This is a genomic window from Methylocystis parvus OBBP, from assembly GCF_027571405.1.
GTDB classification, from domain to species: domain Bacteria; phylum Pseudomonadota; class Alphaproteobacteria; order Rhizobiales; family Beijerinckiaceae; genus Methylocystis; species Methylocystis parva.
Genome location: NZ_CP092968.1, coordinates 2,466,411 through 2,478,933, shown reverse-complemented (window position 1 = coordinate 2,478,933; position 12,523 = coordinate 2,466,411). Strand labels below are relative to the sequence as shown.

The following is a 12,523-nucleotide window of genomic DNA, read 5'->3' as shown; positions in this document are numbered from 1 at the left end:
CCTCCTTTGAGCGGAGGCTCGCATAATTCATGGCCTCACGCCACCAGGCTGTCAGAAGCGGAGACCACGCCGCCTTCCTCTTCGAGGCCATATTCCTTCATCTTGCGATAAAGCGTCGAGCGGCCGATGCCGAGGCGTCGTGCGATCTCCGACATCTGTCCGCGATAATGCGTGAGCGCGAAGCGGATCGTCTCCTTCTCCAATTCGTCGAGCTTGCGCATCTCGCCATTACTGGCGAGGAGCCCCAGAACGTTGGGGTCGCGAATCTCGACGCGCACGATCTCGCGCTCGCGCGGCAGGTCGGCCATAGGCGCCAGCGCCGGTACAGGCGGCACGCGCACGTCGTAACCGTCGACATGCGCCGCGATCTGCGGAAACTCCGCGACCGTCAGCTCGTCCCCGTCGGCCAGCACCACGGCGCGAAACACCGTATTCTCGAGCTGGCGCACATTGCCGGGCCAGTCATAGCTCGCGAGCAAGGACAGCGCTTCGGCCGTCAGCCCGCGAATATTGCGTCCTTCCTCCGCCGCGAATCGGGCCGCGAAACGCCGCGCCAGATCGGCGATGTCCTCGCGGCGCGCGCGCAGCGGCGGAATGCCGATGGGGAAGACGTTGAGGCGATAGAACAGATCCTCGCGGAACTGGCCCCGCTTGACGAGTTCGATGAGGTTCTGATTCGTCGCCGAGATGAGGCGGATGTCGACGCGCACGGGGCGCTTGGCGCCCACTGGATCGATCTCGCCCTCCTGCAGGGCGCGCAGCAGCTTCACTTGAATGTCGAGGGGCAATTCGCCGATCTCGTCGAGGAAGAGCGTGCCGCCATTCGCCTCCAGAAACTTGCCCGTATGCTTCTCCGTCGCGCCCGTGAAGGCGCCTTTCTCGTGGCCGAAGAGAATCGACTCCACGAGATTGGCGGGCAGGGCGCCGCAATTCACCGTGACGAAGGCTTTGCCCTTGCGGTCGGAGCCGCCCTGGATCGCGCGCGCGACGAGTTCCTTGCCGACGCCCGATTCGCCCTCGATCAGTACGGGAATGTTGGAATGCGCCGCGCGTTCGCCGAGGCGAATGACCCGCTGCATGTCGGGGCTGCGCGAGACGAGGTCCTTGAAGGTGAGGCTGCCCTGGGCGCGGCGGCTGATGCGGCGGATTTCGCCGGCGAGCGCGTCGGCGGAAAGCGCGTTTTTGATGGAGATCTGCAGGCGTTCGGCGCCGACAGGCTTCACCACGAAATCATGGGCGCCGGCGCGCATGGCGGAGATCACCGCCTCGATCGAGCCGTGAGCGGTCTGCACGATGACCGGCGCGCCAATCTTGGCGTCGCGCATGCGCGTCAGGACGCCCATGCCGTCGAGATCGGGCATGACGAGGTCCAGAATCAAAAGAGCGATCGGCGCGGCGCCGGAACGCGTCAGGCGTTCGAGCGCCTGTTCGCCGCCCTCGACCGTCTCCGCCGCATAGCCGAAGCGCGTCACCATGGCCTCCAGCAGGCGGCGTTGAACCGGGTCGTCGTCGGCAATCAGAATCGTTGATGTCATCGCGTTCCTGGAGCCCGGCTTTTTGTCTAGGCCGCCATGCCGGGTCGATCTGTCAGCGCGCCATCGTTGCCAAACAGGGTAAAAAGCGGGTTAACCCAGGCGGTCTTGCGCGTCATTATGAGACGCAAAAGGGTGACGGAATTGAAAATTTCCATTGTGAAGCGCCGGCCGCCCGACGCGAGCCGGCGCGCTTCAGGTTGATTGCGCTTGGGCTTTGCACATATGAAAGGGTTACGGCCCCAGAGGCGTCTTTCCAAACTTTCGAACGGTTTTCCCATGCGCCCCATCCCGCACGTCACCTGCTCGCCGAACGAAGCCGCGGCGGGCTTCGCCGATGCGCTTCCCGAATGGAATCTCGCCGACCTTTATCCCGGAACCGATTCGCCGGAGCTGCGGTCGGACCTCGCCCGCCTGTCGGAAGAGGTGACGCAATTCGGAAAGGACTATCGCGGCCGGCTCGCGACGCTCGCCGGGGGCGCGGGCGCCAGCGCCGGCCTCGGCGCGGCGCTCGAGCGCTACGAAGCCTTGCAGGATCTCCTTGGCCGGTTGATGTCCTTCGCGGGGCTTCTCTATAGCGGCGACACCACGGATCCGGCGCGCGCGAAATTTTACGGCGACGTGCAGGAGAAGGTGACGAACGCCTCTGCGCAGCTTCTCTTCTTCCAGCTCGAACTCAACCGTATTGACGACGCCACATTGATGGCGGCTGCGGGGAAAGCGCCGCTTTCGCGCTGGAAGCCCTGGCTCGAAGACATTCGCAAGGAGAAGCCCTACGAGCTCGACGACAAGCTCGAAGAGCTTTTCCATGAAAAATATATTTCCGGCGCGGCCGCCTGGAACCGGCTTTTCGACGAGACCATCGCCTCGCTGCGCTTTACGGTCGGCGGCGAGGAATTGGCGATCGAGCCCGTCCTCAATCTGATGCAGGACACGAGCGAAGAAAAGCGCAAGGAGGCGGCGCAGGCGATCGGCGCGACGCTGAAAGCCAGTCTGCGCACCTTCTCGCTCATCGCCAACACGCTCGCCAAGGACAAGGAAATTTCCGACCGCTGGCGCGGCTTTCAGGACGTCGCCGATTCGCGCCATCTCTCCAATCGCGTCGAGCGCGAGGTCGTCGAGGCTTTGGCGAAAGCGGTGAACGACGCGCATCCCAAGCTCTCGCATCGCTATTACAGGCTGAAAGCGAAATGGTTCGGCAAGGACGCCCTCGACTATTGGGACCGCAGCGCGCCGCTGCCGGCCGCGCCGGCCAAGCGCTATTCATGGGAGGAGGCGCGCGGCGTCGTGCTTTCCGCCTATAACGGATTCGCGCCGCGCATGGCCGATATTGCGGGCGATTTCTTCGACAAGAAATGGATCGACGCGCCAGTGCGTCCCGGCAAGGCGCCGGGCGCCTTCTCGCATCCGACCGTGCCCTCGGCGCATCCTTACGTCCTGCTCAATTTCCAGGGCAAGACGCGCGACGTGATGACGCTCGCCCATGAGCTTGGCCATGGCGTGCATCAGGTGCTCGCCGCGCGGCAGGGCGCGCTGATGGCGCCGACGCCGCTGACGCTTGCGGAAACGGCTTCCGTCTTCGGCGAGATGCTCACCTTCCGCGCGCTGCTCGCGCAGGCCGGCGACAAGGAGCAGCGCCGCTCGCTGCTCGCCTCCAAAGTCGAGGATATGCTCAATACGGTGGTGCGGCAGATGGCCTTCTACGCTTTCGAGCGCAAGGTCCACACCGCGCGCCGCGAGGGCGAACTCACCGCCGATCAGATTTGCGAGATCTGGATGAGCGTGCAGGGCGACAGCCTCGGTCCGTCGATCCGCCTCGGGCCGGGTTACGAGACCTTCTGGGCCTATATCCCGCATTTCATCCATTCGCCCTTCTATGTCTACGCCTACGCCTTCGGCGATTGTCTGGTGAACTCGCTCTATGGCGTCTATCAGAAGGCGCATGAGGGCTTCGCCGAGCGCTATTTCGCGCTGCTCGAGGCCGGCGGCGCCAAGCCCTATAACGAGCTTCTGGCGCCCTTCGGCCTGGACGCGCGCGATCCCGCTTTCTGGAATATCGGCCTCGAGATGATCGAGGGCCTGATCGGCGAATTGGAGGCGATGGAGGAAGCGTGAGCCTCGTTCATCGCAGCGAGAGGCGCGTGAATGGAAAAAGCCAAAAGCGCCTTTGAAGAGGGAATCGACGCCTTTGAACGCGGCAAGGCGCGCGACGATTGCCCCTACCCAGTGGCGGACGACCGGCGAAAGCTTTGGATCGAAGGGTGGGATAAGGCCAAGCGCGCCGACGATCTGCTTGTCGACGGGACGCCGTGACGGCTGTTGTCTGTCTGGGTCGCCCGTCCATCAAGACGCGGGCTCTCGCGCCTCAGGATGTGGCGCTTGAGAGCGTCGTCGAGAAAGCAGGCGTCTCGACGCAGGAGGGGCGTCGACGCGCAAGCAACGCACAAATTAAAACGCCGGCGCGAGGCCGGCGTTTGATCGTCGAAGCAGTGGATAAGACTTATTGCACGCCGGCGCGGATCGAGAACTTCTCGCTGCCGCAAACGACCGGGCCCTCGAAGACCTTGCCGGATTCGTTCGGCTTGCCGGTCCAGACGCAGTCCTTCTTGCCGTCGGTGCGGTCGGAGAGGTTCAGCGTATAGGCGCCGCCTTCGACCTTGCCGTCGATCTTGTAGGTGACCGGCGTGCCGTTATCGAGCTGCAGTTCGGCTTTGCCGGAGACCTTGTCGCCTTCGGTCGACAGCGTCCAGGTGCCGTTGGCGCGCTTGATGCCGACCGCCGAGATTTCCGTAACGCTGTAGCCGGCGGCGAAAGCCGAAGCCGTGAGGGCCACGAGCGCGACGGCCGTGGTCGAAGCAAGCTTGATCATCTGTTTCGCTCCCATAAATTTGGGCGTGTCGGCGGGCATGTCGACCACAGGGAAGACTGGGCTCGAGGATGCGCCGTCACGCCTTCCCTGTTCCGCCGCTTAAAGCGAACAGAACGCCGGCACTTCGCACGAAGCCTCGCCGGAGGTCAAATAAATTCGAGCTCATCTAAACTGGCTCTCAGCGGGAGAAGGAGCGCAAAATGACCGACGAATGGCGCAGGGTGGACGACTATATCGCCGGGAAGCTGATCGCCCCCGCCGAGAGGCAGGCCGCAACTCTCGACGCCAACAAGACTTCCGGTCTACCGGCGATCGACGTTTCGCCGCCGCAGGGCAAGTTGCTGCACCTTCTCGCCGCGACGGCGGGGGCGAGGCGCATTCTCGAAATCGGCGCGCTCGGCGGCTATTCGACGATCTGGCTCGCGCGCGCGCTCGGAACCGACGGCAAGGTCGTCACCATTGAATTCGATCCGCGCCACGCCGAAATCGCGCGCGCCAATATTGCGAGAGAGGGCCTTGCGTCGAAAGTCGATCTGCGCGTCGGCGCGGCGCTCGACGTCCTGCCGCAGATCGAGGCCGAGGGTCTGGGGCCGTTCGACCTGACCTTCATCGACGCGGACAAGGCCAATAACGCCGTTTATTTCGGCTGGGCGCTGAAACTCTCCCGTCCGGGCGCGCTCATCGTCGTGGACAATGTGGTGCGCGAGGGAGCCGTCGCCGATCCGGAGACGACGGACGATGGCGGTCTTGGCGGACGCAGGCTCTTCGATCTCGTCGCCGCCGAACCGCGCGTCGCCGCGACGGCGATCCAGACGGTCGGCTCCAAAGGATGGGACGGCTTTCTGATCGCGCGGGTGAAGGCGTGAGGTCCCGCCGGCGATCGTCTTCCTTTGGCGACCGGGCGGGCGGGAATCTCCCGCCCCTCCTCCCCCGGCCGTCCAGAACGCCCGTTCAGACGCGCTCGAGGGCGCCCTTGCGGCCCGGCGCCCGCCGGCGGATGGGAGATCCGTCGGCCGCGTAAAAGGCCGCCTCGACCCGGTTGCCGCTTTCGTCATAGCGCCAGGCGATGCGCGCCGCCCCGACGTCTTTCGGCGCGGTCGGCTTACCGTCGCCGTTGAAATAGGCCTCTTCGACCTGATTGCCCTGCGCGTCATAGGCGCGGGCGACGCGCGCGGCGCCGAGCCCCTTGCGTTTGATCGGCTTCCCCTCGGCGTCGAAATACATTTCGACGACCTCGACGCGGCCCTTTTCCGGCGCTGGCCGGAGGGGCTCCTGCGCGACGCGAATGGAGCCGTCGATCGCGGCGGTCAGCTTGCCGTTTTGCGAGCAACGGCGCTCGCGGGCCGAGAGGCGAGAGACGGTTTTGACCGGCTTTCGCGCGGAGGGAGTTTTCTGTTCCATGATCCGAAGTCGCTAAGCGCGCTCCAGCCGGCCGCTTTCGTGCGGATGAGATGCGAAGGCTTGCGCCTGCTGCGAGAGCTGATGATCAAGCTCAACTTCCGGTGGATACGCTGTCTACACATTCCCTCTCCCCGCGAAGGGGTCGGGACAGTGGACGCCGCTTGACGCGGCGGGTCTTCAGATCAGAACGGGAGGCGCGCGCGAGCCGAGCGGCGGCGTCGCGGCTTCGGCGCTGGGCAGCGCATGCCCGAAAGCGAGCCGCGCCTCGACATAAGTGAGCGCCGGCGGCGTTTCGCCGATAAAGGGCGACGGCGCGGCCGCGCCGCCGAACCCCGCCATCTGGACGACGCAGCAGGCGTCGCCATGACGGGAGGAGCGGATCGGCGCGCCGGGCGCGCCGTCCAGCGCGCCGGACGATTTGCTCAGGCAGATGGCGTCGGCGAAAAGCGCCGCGCCGCGCGTGCTGGCGACGGCGCCGGCCGCAATACCCTGCAGGATAAGCAGATAGGCGACGAGCAGCGTCGCCGCCGTCGAGCCGAAATGCCGTGAATTTTCACTGCGAGGGTTCATAACGGATCAAAGCTAGTCACTGACCATGTCAAGGTCAATGGCGCAATGGCCGCAGGGCTTGCGATCAGGGCCGCCACTCGGTCGGCTGTTCCTGCGCGCGCTCCTCGGATTTCGCGCCCTCTATGGGGGCGCTCACGGCGCGCAGCGCCTCGGCGACGCCGGCGCCCGTCGCGGAGGAGAGGGCGAGCGGCGCGGCGGCGCTCTCGGCGGGCGGGCCGGCGCTGGCCATGGCCCGCTTCAGGCGCTCGCGCTGCTTCTTGAGATGGTCGGAATCGGCCGCGTCGACCTTGGAGAGGGCGACGATTTCGAGCTTCTCCTCCAGGCCCGCGCCATAGGCGGCGAGCTCCTTGCGCACCGTCTTGTAGTCCTTGCCGGCGTGTTCGCCGGTCGCGTCGACGAGATGGAGCAGCACCCGGCAGCGTTCGATATGGCCGAGAAAGCGGTCGCCGAGGCCGTGGCCCTCATGGGCGCCCTCGATCAGCCCCGGAATGTCGGCCAGCACGAATTCCCGCCCGTCGCGGCGCACGACGCCGAGGCCGGGATGCAGGGTCGTGAAGGGGTAATCGGCGATTTTCGGCTTGGCGGCGGTGACGCTCGCGAGGAAAGTCGATTTGCCGGCGTTGGGCAGGCCGACGAGCCCCGCGTCGGCGATGAGCTTGAGGCGCAGCACGATGGTCCGCTCCTCCCCCTGCTGGCCGGGATTGGCCCGGCGGGGGGCGCGGTTGGTCGAGGTTGTGAAATGGGCGTTGCCGAAGCCGCCATTGCCGCCCTTGCAGATCACGACGCGCTGGCCGATCTCGGTGAGGTCGGCGATCAGCGTCTCCTCGTCCTCCTCGAAAATCTGCGTGCCGACCGGCACTTTGAGCACGGCGTCGGCGCCGCGCCCGCCGGCGCGGTTCTTGCCCATGCCGTGCATGCCGGTCTTGGCCTTGAAATGCTGCTGGTAGCGATAGTCGATGAGCGTGTTCAGCCCCTCGACGCACTCCGCCGCGACGTCGCCGCCGCGGCCGCCGTCGCCCCCGTCCGGCCCGCCGAATTCGATGAATTTCTCGCGGCGGAAGGAGACGCAGCCCGCGCCGCCGTCGCCGGAGCGCACATAGACCTTGGCCTGATCCAGAAACTTCATGTCAACTCACGTAGAGGTCAGTCGCGGGCGCCGCGCGCCGAAGGCGGTATGGGCGGCGCCGCGCGTCAGCCGCGTGCGCGCGACCTTCACCTTGCCGCCGCGGGCGGGCGCCTCGATCTCCATCTCGCCCAGACTGGCGAAGCCCAGCTTCTCCTGCACCCGCCGCGAGGAGAGATTGCCGGGAAGCGCGTCCGAAACGATCTCGGCGAGCGAGGTGACGCCGAAAATCAGGTCGATGAAGGTCCGGCCGGCTTCGGTCATCAGCCCCTGGCCCCAGAATTCGCGGCCGAGCCAGTAGCCGAGCCCCGCTGTGCCGCGAAACTGCGAGCCATGCGCGCCGATGACGCCGATGAGCTCGTTCGGCTGGCGCTTGAAGGCCAGCGCCAGCACCAGTCCCTGCCCCGACTCGTTTTCCGCCCGCGCCTTGCGGATGAACTGTTCGGCGTCGCGCAGATTGTAGGGGTGCGGGATATTGGCGGTCTGCGAGGCGACGTCCGGATCGCCGGCGAGCCGGGCGAGGGTCTCCGCATCCGCGCTCCGCGGCCAGCGCAGCCAGAGCCGCTCCGTTTCCAGCCGGAAAATATCGTCATGGGTAATCTCTGGAAACATAAAAGGCTCCAAGCGAATGAGCAAAGGGCTCCGGACGCGACAAAGGGGAAAGCGGCGGCCGCTTCCCCCTATCGGCCCAGTTGGGCCTTTTCCGGACATTTCGCTTGGGCGCTTTTGCGCTCCGTGAGCGGGTCTCAAAGACGACCTGTCCGCCGGGGAAGGACCGGCGGCGGGTCGCTTGCGATCCGTCCGCCTTACTCTGCGGCCTGAGCCGCCGGAACCACGGATACGCTGGAGCGTCCGCGGACCGATTTGAACTCTACGACGCCGTCGGTAAGGGCGAACAGCGTGTGGTCCTTGCCCATGCCGATATTACGGCCGGGATGCCACTTGGTTCCGCGCTGACGAATGATGATGTTGCCGGCCACGACCGATTCGCCGCCGAATTTCTTGACGCCGAGGCGCCGGCCGTCCGAGTCGCGGCCGTTGCGCGACGAGCCGCCCGCTTTTTTGTGAGCCATTGTCCTGCTCCGAACTGTTCCGTTTCAGGCGGCCGGGCCGCCCGCGAATGCCGATTGTTTAGATCGAGAGAATCTTGACCAGCGTCAAGTCCTGGCGATGGCCGCGCTTGCGCTTGGAGTTCTGGCGGCGGCGCTTCTTGAAGGCGATCGACTTCTCGCTGCGCGTCTGCTCGACGATCTCGCCGGCGACCGATGCGCCTTCAACTGTCGGAGCGCCGATCTTGGGGGAGTCGCCCCCGATCATCAGCACCTCGTCGAAGGAGACCTTGTCGCCCGGCGCGCCGTCGAGCGCCATGACCGTGATGATATCGCCAGCGGACACGCTATATTGCTTGCCGCCGGTTTTGATGACTGCGAACATCGTTTTTTCCTGTGTTCGAACCCGGCTCTCGCATTGTTTGGGCGAAACGTGATCCAAAAGGTCTTGCAACCTTTTGGCGTCGCGCCTGCGGGCCGGCTTTTTGGCAGTTGAACCGGTGCTTGCGCCAGAAGGCGCAAAACGAAAAGCGCGGCAGAACCGCCGCGCCTAGCGGTTGAGAAATAGCCCGTTTGGCCGGCTCCTGTCAATGGCTGGAACGTCCGCGCGGGGTCGGACGTTAGCAGAAGCGGTTCTTTCCGCCGTTGCCGAAAAGGAATTTCGCCATGATGAAAAATTTACGCGCGGCCGTCGCCGCGTTCGGATTTGTCGCCGTCTCTTTCTCCGCGACCGCCGCTCCCGCCGCGGCCAAACTCGGCGAAATGTGCGGCGGGATCGCCGGCGTCCCTTGCGAGAAGGACCTCTGGTGCGACCCCGAGCCAGATAAATGCGGCGGCGCCGACATCGCCGGAAAATGCGTCAGCGTTCCGACGATCTGCACGAGGGAATTCATCCCGGTCTGCGGCTGCGACGGCAAGACATATGGCAATGATTGCGAGCGCCGGGCGGCGAAAGCCGCCAAAAAGTCCGACGGTCCCTGTTCGGCCTACGGCAAATAGCGGGCCGCCAATGGGCGCGGCCGCAAGACCGCGCCCGCCTCGGGTCGAATCCCTCTCGGAGGAGCGATCGCCGCCGGCGTGAAGGCAAGCCGACTTAGCCCCGGCACATCCCTTGCGACGCGCAATCCGAAGGGGAGCGCGTCATGCTGGATGTCGCGATTGTCGGCGGCGGGGTTTGCGGGCTGGCGCTCGCGCGCGGTCTCGCGCGGCGGGGCCTTTCCTTCGCCTTGTTCGAGGCGCGGGACCGGCTTGGCGGGCGCGTGCTTTCTGTCGAGAATCGGACAAGCGGCCAGCGTCTCGATCTCGGCCCCACATGGTTCTGGCCGCAGACACAGCCCGCCATCGCCGCCCTCGTCGCGGAGCTTGGGCTCGAGGCCTTCGATCAGCACGATCCGGGCGCGGCCCTTTATCTCGGCGCGCGCAACGCGGCCCCTGTGATCCGCGCCGCTCCGGATCTGCATGGCGGCGCGCAGCGGCTTTCCGGCGGCATGGCGTCCTTGGTCGAGGCGCTCGCCGCCGCTCTGCCGCCGGATGCGCTGCATCTCGCCCATCGGCTGAGCGCCGTAAGGGATGCGGGCGATCATGTCGATCTGCTTTTCGACAAGGACGGCGCGGCGATCCGCGTCGCCGCCCGCCGCGTCGCGCTCGCCATCCCGCCGCGCCTTCTCGCCGAATGCGTTCAATTCGAGCCGCCGCTGCCGGAGGATCTTTCCGCCGCCATGGCGGAGACGCCGACCTGGATGGCGGCGAGCGCCAAGGCCGTGACGGGTTTCGAAACGCCGCCCGTCTGGCGCGCCTTCGGCCAGTCGGGCGACGCCTTCGTCACGCATGAGCTGGCGATATTGGGCGAAGTCTTCGACGCCTGCGACGCGCGCGGAGAAAAGGCGGCGCTCGGCGGCTTCTTCGCGCTCGCGCCCGACCTGCGCGAGAAATTCCGCGAGAGCCTCGCCATGCTCGCGGCGAGCCAGTTCGCCGAGCTCTTCGGCAAATCCGCGGCGCAAGGCGAGTCGCATATTCAGGACTGGGCGCGCGAGCCCTTCACCTGCGCGGCCGCCGACCGCGACGCGGCGCCGGACGCTCATCCCGATTACGGCGCGCCGCCGCTTTGCGAACCCGTCTGGGACGACAAGCTTCACTTCGGCGCTTCGGAGACCGCGCGCGAGGGCGGCGGCTATGTCGAGGGCGCGCTCAACGCCGCGTCGCGCATCGAGGGCGAGATTGCGGGAAAAGGAGCCAGCATGACCGCCATGCACAAAACGGCTATGCACGAAACGGAAAGCGTCAACGACGTCGCGCTCGATCGTTTTCGCGAATGGGCGGCGTCGCGGCGCGAAACCGTCTTCGCGGATTATCGCAAGCGGCTCAATCTCGCTTTGTCGCGCGGCGAGCGCGATCAGCTCACCCAGCGCGCCATGCTGGGCGCGATGGAGGCGGTTTTCGCCGAGGCGCTCGCCGTCATCGACGCGCTTCCCTTCGATCCGTCTCGCGTCGCGGTCGAACGCGGCCGCTCCGAACTGACGCCGCAAGTGCAGGCCGCTTTCGACGGCTTCATCCAGAGTTTTCTTGACGCCGTGATCGAGTTCAACCGCACCTCATGCGCGCTGTCGAACTTCCCCTCGGAACATCGTCTCTCGAAGGACTATGTCTCGACGACGCTGCGCGACGTCGCCGCCGCCTGGCGGGAGTTCTCGCTTGCGGCGAACAGCCGTTTCGTCGCGCAACGCGGCGCGGCCGCGTGACGCGGCGTTTGGCCCGCGCCGTGCTTGGTCCGCGACAGACCTCAAACGAGCGTGCGGAGTGCGACAATCATGACCCTCGATCTGAAAAGCGAATGGACCGACGCGGAGCTTGCGCGTCTCATCGGCTCGGTGGCGGACGATCGCGACTGGCGCCTTGAAGTGAGCGCGGAGGGCGTCGCCGATCTCGCCGACAAGACGGCGAGTCCGACCGGCGTCGATTATGACGCGACGCTGCATTGCTATTTCGAGACCTGGATGGCGGGAACGGATTTCGTCGGCCCCTCCGCGGCTGGCGACAAGACGCTGGTCGGTAAGCTCGCAAAGGCCCTGCGTGAGAATTACCCGGCTCTCAAGGCGAATAAATTCGTCTTCGTGGATTTGTGAACGCGCGAGACCGCGCTCGAAACTTTGGAGAAATCTGACGATGGCGCGCGCGCAAACGGCCTATCTCGAACGTTCGAGCGTTCCCGACCGCAAGGCGCTTCAGGCCGCGATCAAGGCGCTCGGCTTCAAGCTCGTCGTGGAGGATTCATACAGGCCTCTCGCGACAAAGGGCTATGTGTCCTGCACGCTCGACGGCGAGGATGCGGGCTTCGATCTGCGCTTCGCGGAGATCGAAAATCCCGCGCCGGATCTCGCCGCCCTTCTCGGCCCCCGCGACGTCGCCATGAATTTTCGCTGGGCTGGGGACCCCCGCGAACATTACGCCGTCATCGCCGTCTGCGCGGCCCTCGCGGAGGCCTTCGGCGCGATCGTCTGGGAGCCGGAGGGCGCGAAGCTGTCGACGCGCGACGATTTGGTCGCGATGGCGGAGAGGGTCGGCGGCGCGCTATAGTCGCCGCGCGTGCGCCAGCTTAGACGACCGCCGCTCGCCTCACCTCACGCAGCCATTCTGCTGAATGGCGTAAAGCCAGCGGGCGCATTCGGCCTGTTTGGAGACGGCGCGTCGCTGCCGGCGCTGCTGGCGATAATAGTCGTCGTCGTCGCCCCAGCCGCCATAGCCGCCATAGCCGCCGTCCCAGCCGCCGCCATAGCCTTGTCCGCCCCAGCCCTGCTGGCGCTGCGCCTGCACCATGCAGGCGTTGTAATTGTTCTGAAGCGTGACGCAGACGGCGACATTCGGGCCGGCCTGCGCAGCGGATGAGACAGCGAGCGCGGTCGCGACGGCGGCGAAGAGGGCGAAGCGTTTGGAGGCGGGCATGGCGTTTCCTTCCGACGGGCGCCCGGGCAGGTCGCGCGGG

At 66.0% G+C, this 12,523-nt stretch carries 17 protein-coding genes; 7 read left to right on the top strand and 10 right to left on the bottom strand.

Going from position 1 to position 12,523, the window contains the following annotated elements; all coding sequences use genetic code 11:
* Positions 1-35: 35 nt before the first annotated feature.
* Both MMG94_RS12055 and MMG94_RS12050 read right to left on the bottom strand, forming a co-directional pair.
* Positions 36-1,535, bottom strand: a complete 1,500-nt coding sequence (locus MMG94_RS12055; RefSeq protein ID WP_016921675.1) for a sigma-54-dependent transcriptional regulator — start codon at positions 1,533-1,535, stop codon at positions 36-38.
* 26 nt (positions 1,536-1,561) lie between these two features.
* A complete protein-coding gene (locus tag MMG94_RS12050; RefSeq protein ID WP_154419765.1) occupies positions 1,562-1,813 on the bottom strand; it encodes a hypothetical protein in 252 nt (83 codons plus the stop codon).
* Between MMG94_RS12050 and MMG94_RS12045 the strand changes: the two genes are divergently transcribed.
* Both MMG94_RS12045 and MMG94_RS12040 read left to right on the top strand, forming a co-directional pair.
* Complete coding sequence (locus tag MMG94_RS12045) at positions 1,812-3,647, top strand: M3 family oligoendopeptidase (protein WP_016921677.1); 1,836 nt, start codon at positions 1,812-1,814, stop codon at positions 3,645-3,647. The two genes, MMG94_RS12050 and MMG94_RS12045, sit on opposite strands and share 2 nt — an antisense overlap.
* A 30-nt stretch (positions 3,648-3,677) precedes the next feature.
* Positions 3,678-3,845 (top strand): ribosome modulation factor, encoded by a 168-nt coding sequence (locus tag MMG94_RS12040; protein WP_016921678.1) that lies wholly within the window; start codon positions 3,678-3,680, stop codon positions 3,843-3,845.
* 187 nt (positions 3,846-4,032) lie between these two features.
* On the opposite strand, the gene MMG94_RS12035 is transcribed toward MMG94_RS12040, so the two are convergent.
* Positions 4,033-4,401 (bottom strand): hypothetical protein, encoded by a 369-nt coding sequence (locus tag MMG94_RS12035; protein ID WP_051001174.1) that lies wholly within the window; start codon positions 4,399-4,401, stop codon positions 4,033-4,035.
* A 200-nt stretch (positions 4,402-4,601) separates the two neighbouring features.
* On the opposite strand from MMG94_RS12035, the gene MMG94_RS12030 reads away from it, so the two are divergent.
* A complete protein-coding gene (locus tag MMG94_RS12030; RefSeq protein ID WP_016921680.1) occupies positions 4,602-5,267 on the top strand; it encodes an O-methyltransferase in 666 nt (221 codons plus the stop codon).
* 85 nt (positions 5,268-5,352) lie between these two features.
* Here MMG94_RS12030 and MMG94_RS12025 read toward each other — a convergent pair whose 3' ends face one another.
* The 6 genes from MMG94_RS12025 to rplU form a co-directional block, all read right to left on the bottom strand.
* Positions 5,353-5,802: a hypothetical protein gene (locus MMG94_RS12025; protein ID WP_016921681.1), complete on the bottom strand. Its 450-nt coding sequence runs from the start codon at positions 5,800-5,802 to the stop codon at positions 5,353-5,355.
* Positions 5,803-5,979: 177 nt separating this feature from the next.
* A complete protein-coding gene (locus tag MMG94_RS12020; RefSeq protein ID WP_016921682.1) occupies positions 5,980-6,372 on the bottom strand; it encodes a DUF2946 family protein in 393 nt (130 codons plus the stop codon).
* 64 nt (positions 6,373-6,436) lie between these two features.
* Positions 6,437-7,498 (bottom strand): GTPase ObgE, encoded by a 1,062-nt coding sequence (gene obgE, locus MMG94_RS12015; RefSeq protein WP_016921683.1) that lies wholly within the window; start codon positions 7,496-7,498, stop codon positions 6,437-6,439.
* A 6-nt stretch (positions 7,499-7,504) separates the two neighbouring features.
* Positions 7,505-8,107, bottom strand: a complete 603-nt coding sequence (locus MMG94_RS12010; RefSeq protein WP_016921684.1) for a GNAT family N-acetyltransferase — start codon at positions 8,105-8,107, stop codon at positions 7,505-7,507.
* Positions 8,108-8,301: 194 nt separating this feature from the next.
* Positions 8,302-8,568 carry a 50S ribosomal protein L27 gene (gene rpmA / locus MMG94_RS12005; RefSeq protein ID WP_016921685.1) on the bottom strand — a complete coding sequence of 89 codons (267 nt, stop codon included), beginning with the start codon at positions 8,566-8,568 and terminating at the stop codon, positions 8,302-8,304.
* 58 nt (positions 8,569-8,626) lie between these two features.
* Positions 8,627-8,929 (bottom strand): 50S ribosomal protein L21, encoded by a 303-nt coding sequence (rplU, locus tag MMG94_RS12000; protein ID WP_016921686.1) that lies wholly within the window; start codon positions 8,927-8,929, stop codon positions 8,627-8,629.
* Positions 8,930-9,210: 281 nt separating this feature from the next.
* Between rplU and MMG94_RS11995 the strand changes: the two genes are divergently transcribed.
* The 4 genes from MMG94_RS11995 (at position 9,211) to MMG94_RS11980 (ending at position 12,117) form a co-directional block, all read left to right on the top strand.
* Positions 9,211-9,543, top strand: coding sequence for a Kazal-type serine protease inhibitor family protein (locus MMG94_RS11995; protein ID WP_040579548.1), 333 nt, complete (start codon positions 9,211-9,213; stop codon positions 9,541-9,543).
* A 143-nt stretch (positions 9,544-9,686) separates the two neighbouring features.
* Positions 9,687-11,282 (top strand): flavin monoamine oxidase family protein, encoded by a 1,596-nt coding sequence (locus MMG94_RS11990; protein WP_016921688.1) that lies wholly within the window; start codon positions 9,687-9,689, stop codon positions 11,280-11,282.
* A gap of 69 nt (positions 11,283-11,351) precedes the next feature.
* Positions 11,352-11,666 (top strand): hypothetical protein, encoded by a 315-nt coding sequence (locus MMG94_RS11985; RefSeq protein ID WP_016921689.1) that lies wholly within the window; start codon positions 11,352-11,354, stop codon positions 11,664-11,666.
* Between the two features lie 40 nt (positions 11,667-11,706).
* Positions 11,707-12,117 (top strand): hypothetical protein, encoded by a 411-nt coding sequence (locus MMG94_RS11980; RefSeq protein ID WP_016921690.1) that lies wholly within the window; start codon positions 11,707-11,709, stop codon positions 12,115-12,117.
* A 39-nt stretch (positions 12,118-12,156) separates the two neighbouring features.
* Here MMG94_RS11980 and MMG94_RS11975 read toward each other — a convergent pair whose 3' ends face one another.
* Positions 12,157-12,483 carry a hypothetical protein gene (locus MMG94_RS11975; protein WP_016921691.1) on the bottom strand — a complete coding sequence of 109 codons (327 nt, stop codon included), beginning with the start codon at positions 12,481-12,483 and terminating at the stop codon, positions 12,157-12,159.
* Positions 12,484-12,523: the final 40 nt, after the last annotated feature.

What these genes read in the sequence shown, in the direction of transcription:
- MMG94_RS11985 (WP_016921689.1), top strand. Translation starts at nt 11,352, where the DNA reads ATGACCCTCGATCTGAAAAGCGAATGGACCGACGCGGAGCTTGCGCGT.
- MMG94_RS12030 (WP_016921680.1), top strand. Translation starts at nt 4,602, where the DNA reads ATGACCGACGAATGGCGCAGGGTGGACGACTATATCGCCGGGAAGCTG.
- MMG94_RS11990 (WP_016921688.1), top strand. Translation starts at nt 9,687, where the DNA reads ATGCTGGATGTCGCGATTGTCGGCGGCGGGGTTTGCGGGCTGGCGCTC.
- MMG94_RS11980 (WP_016921690.1), top strand. Translation starts at nt 11,707, where the DNA reads ATGGCGCGCGCGCAAACGGCCTATCTCGAACGTTCGAGCGTTCCCGAC.
- MMG94_RS12035 (WP_051001174.1), bottom strand. Translation starts at nt 4,401, where the DNA reads ATGATCAAGCTTGCTTCGACCACGGCCGTCGCGCTCGTGGCCCTCACG.
- MMG94_RS12045 (WP_016921677.1), top strand. Translation starts at nt 1,812, where the DNA reads ATGCGCCCCATCCCGCACGTCACCTGCTCGCCGAACGAAGCCGCGGCG.
- MMG94_RS12040 (WP_016921678.1), top strand. Translation starts at nt 3,678, where the DNA reads ATGGAAAAAGCCAAAAGCGCCTTTGAAGAGGGAATCGACGCCTTTGAA.
- MMG94_RS11975 (WP_016921691.1), bottom strand. Translation starts at nt 12,483, where the DNA reads ATGCCCGCCTCCAAACGCTTCGCCCTCTTCGCCGCCGTCGCGACCGCG.
- MMG94_RS12025 (WP_016921681.1), bottom strand. Translation starts at nt 5,802, where the DNA reads ATGGAACAGAAAACTCCCTCCGCGCGAAAGCCGGTCAAAACCGTCTCT.
- MMG94_RS12050 (WP_154419765.1), bottom strand. Translation starts at nt 1,813, where the DNA reads ATGGGAAAACCGTTCGAAAGTTTGGAAAGACGCCTCTGGGGCCGTAAC.
- MMG94_RS12020 (WP_016921682.1), bottom strand. Translation starts at nt 6,372, where the DNA reads ATGAACCCTCGCAGTGAAAATTCACGGCATTTCGGCTCGACGGCGGCG.
- rpmA (WP_016921685.1), bottom strand. Translation starts at nt 8,568, where the DNA reads ATGGCTCACAAAAAAGCGGGCGGCTCGTCGCGCAACGGCCGCGACTCG.
- rplU (WP_016921686.1), bottom strand. Translation starts at nt 8,929, where the DNA reads ATGTTCGCAGTCATCAAAACCGGCGGCAAGCAATATAGCGTGTCCGCT.
- MMG94_RS12010 (WP_016921684.1), bottom strand. Translation starts at nt 8,107, where the DNA reads ATGTTTCCAGAGATTACCCATGACGATATTTTCCGGCTGGAAACGGAG.
- MMG94_RS12055 (WP_016921675.1), bottom strand. Translation starts at nt 1,535, where the DNA reads ATGACATCAACGATTCTGATTGCCGACGACGACCCGGTTCAACGCCGC.
- MMG94_RS11995 (WP_040579548.1), top strand. Translation starts at nt 9,211, where the DNA reads ATGATGAAAAATTTACGCGCGGCCGTCGCCGCGTTCGGATTTGTCGCC.
- obgE (WP_016921683.1), bottom strand. Translation starts at nt 7,498, where the DNA reads ATGAAGTTTCTGGATCAGGCCAAGGTCTATGTGCGCTCCGGCGACGGC.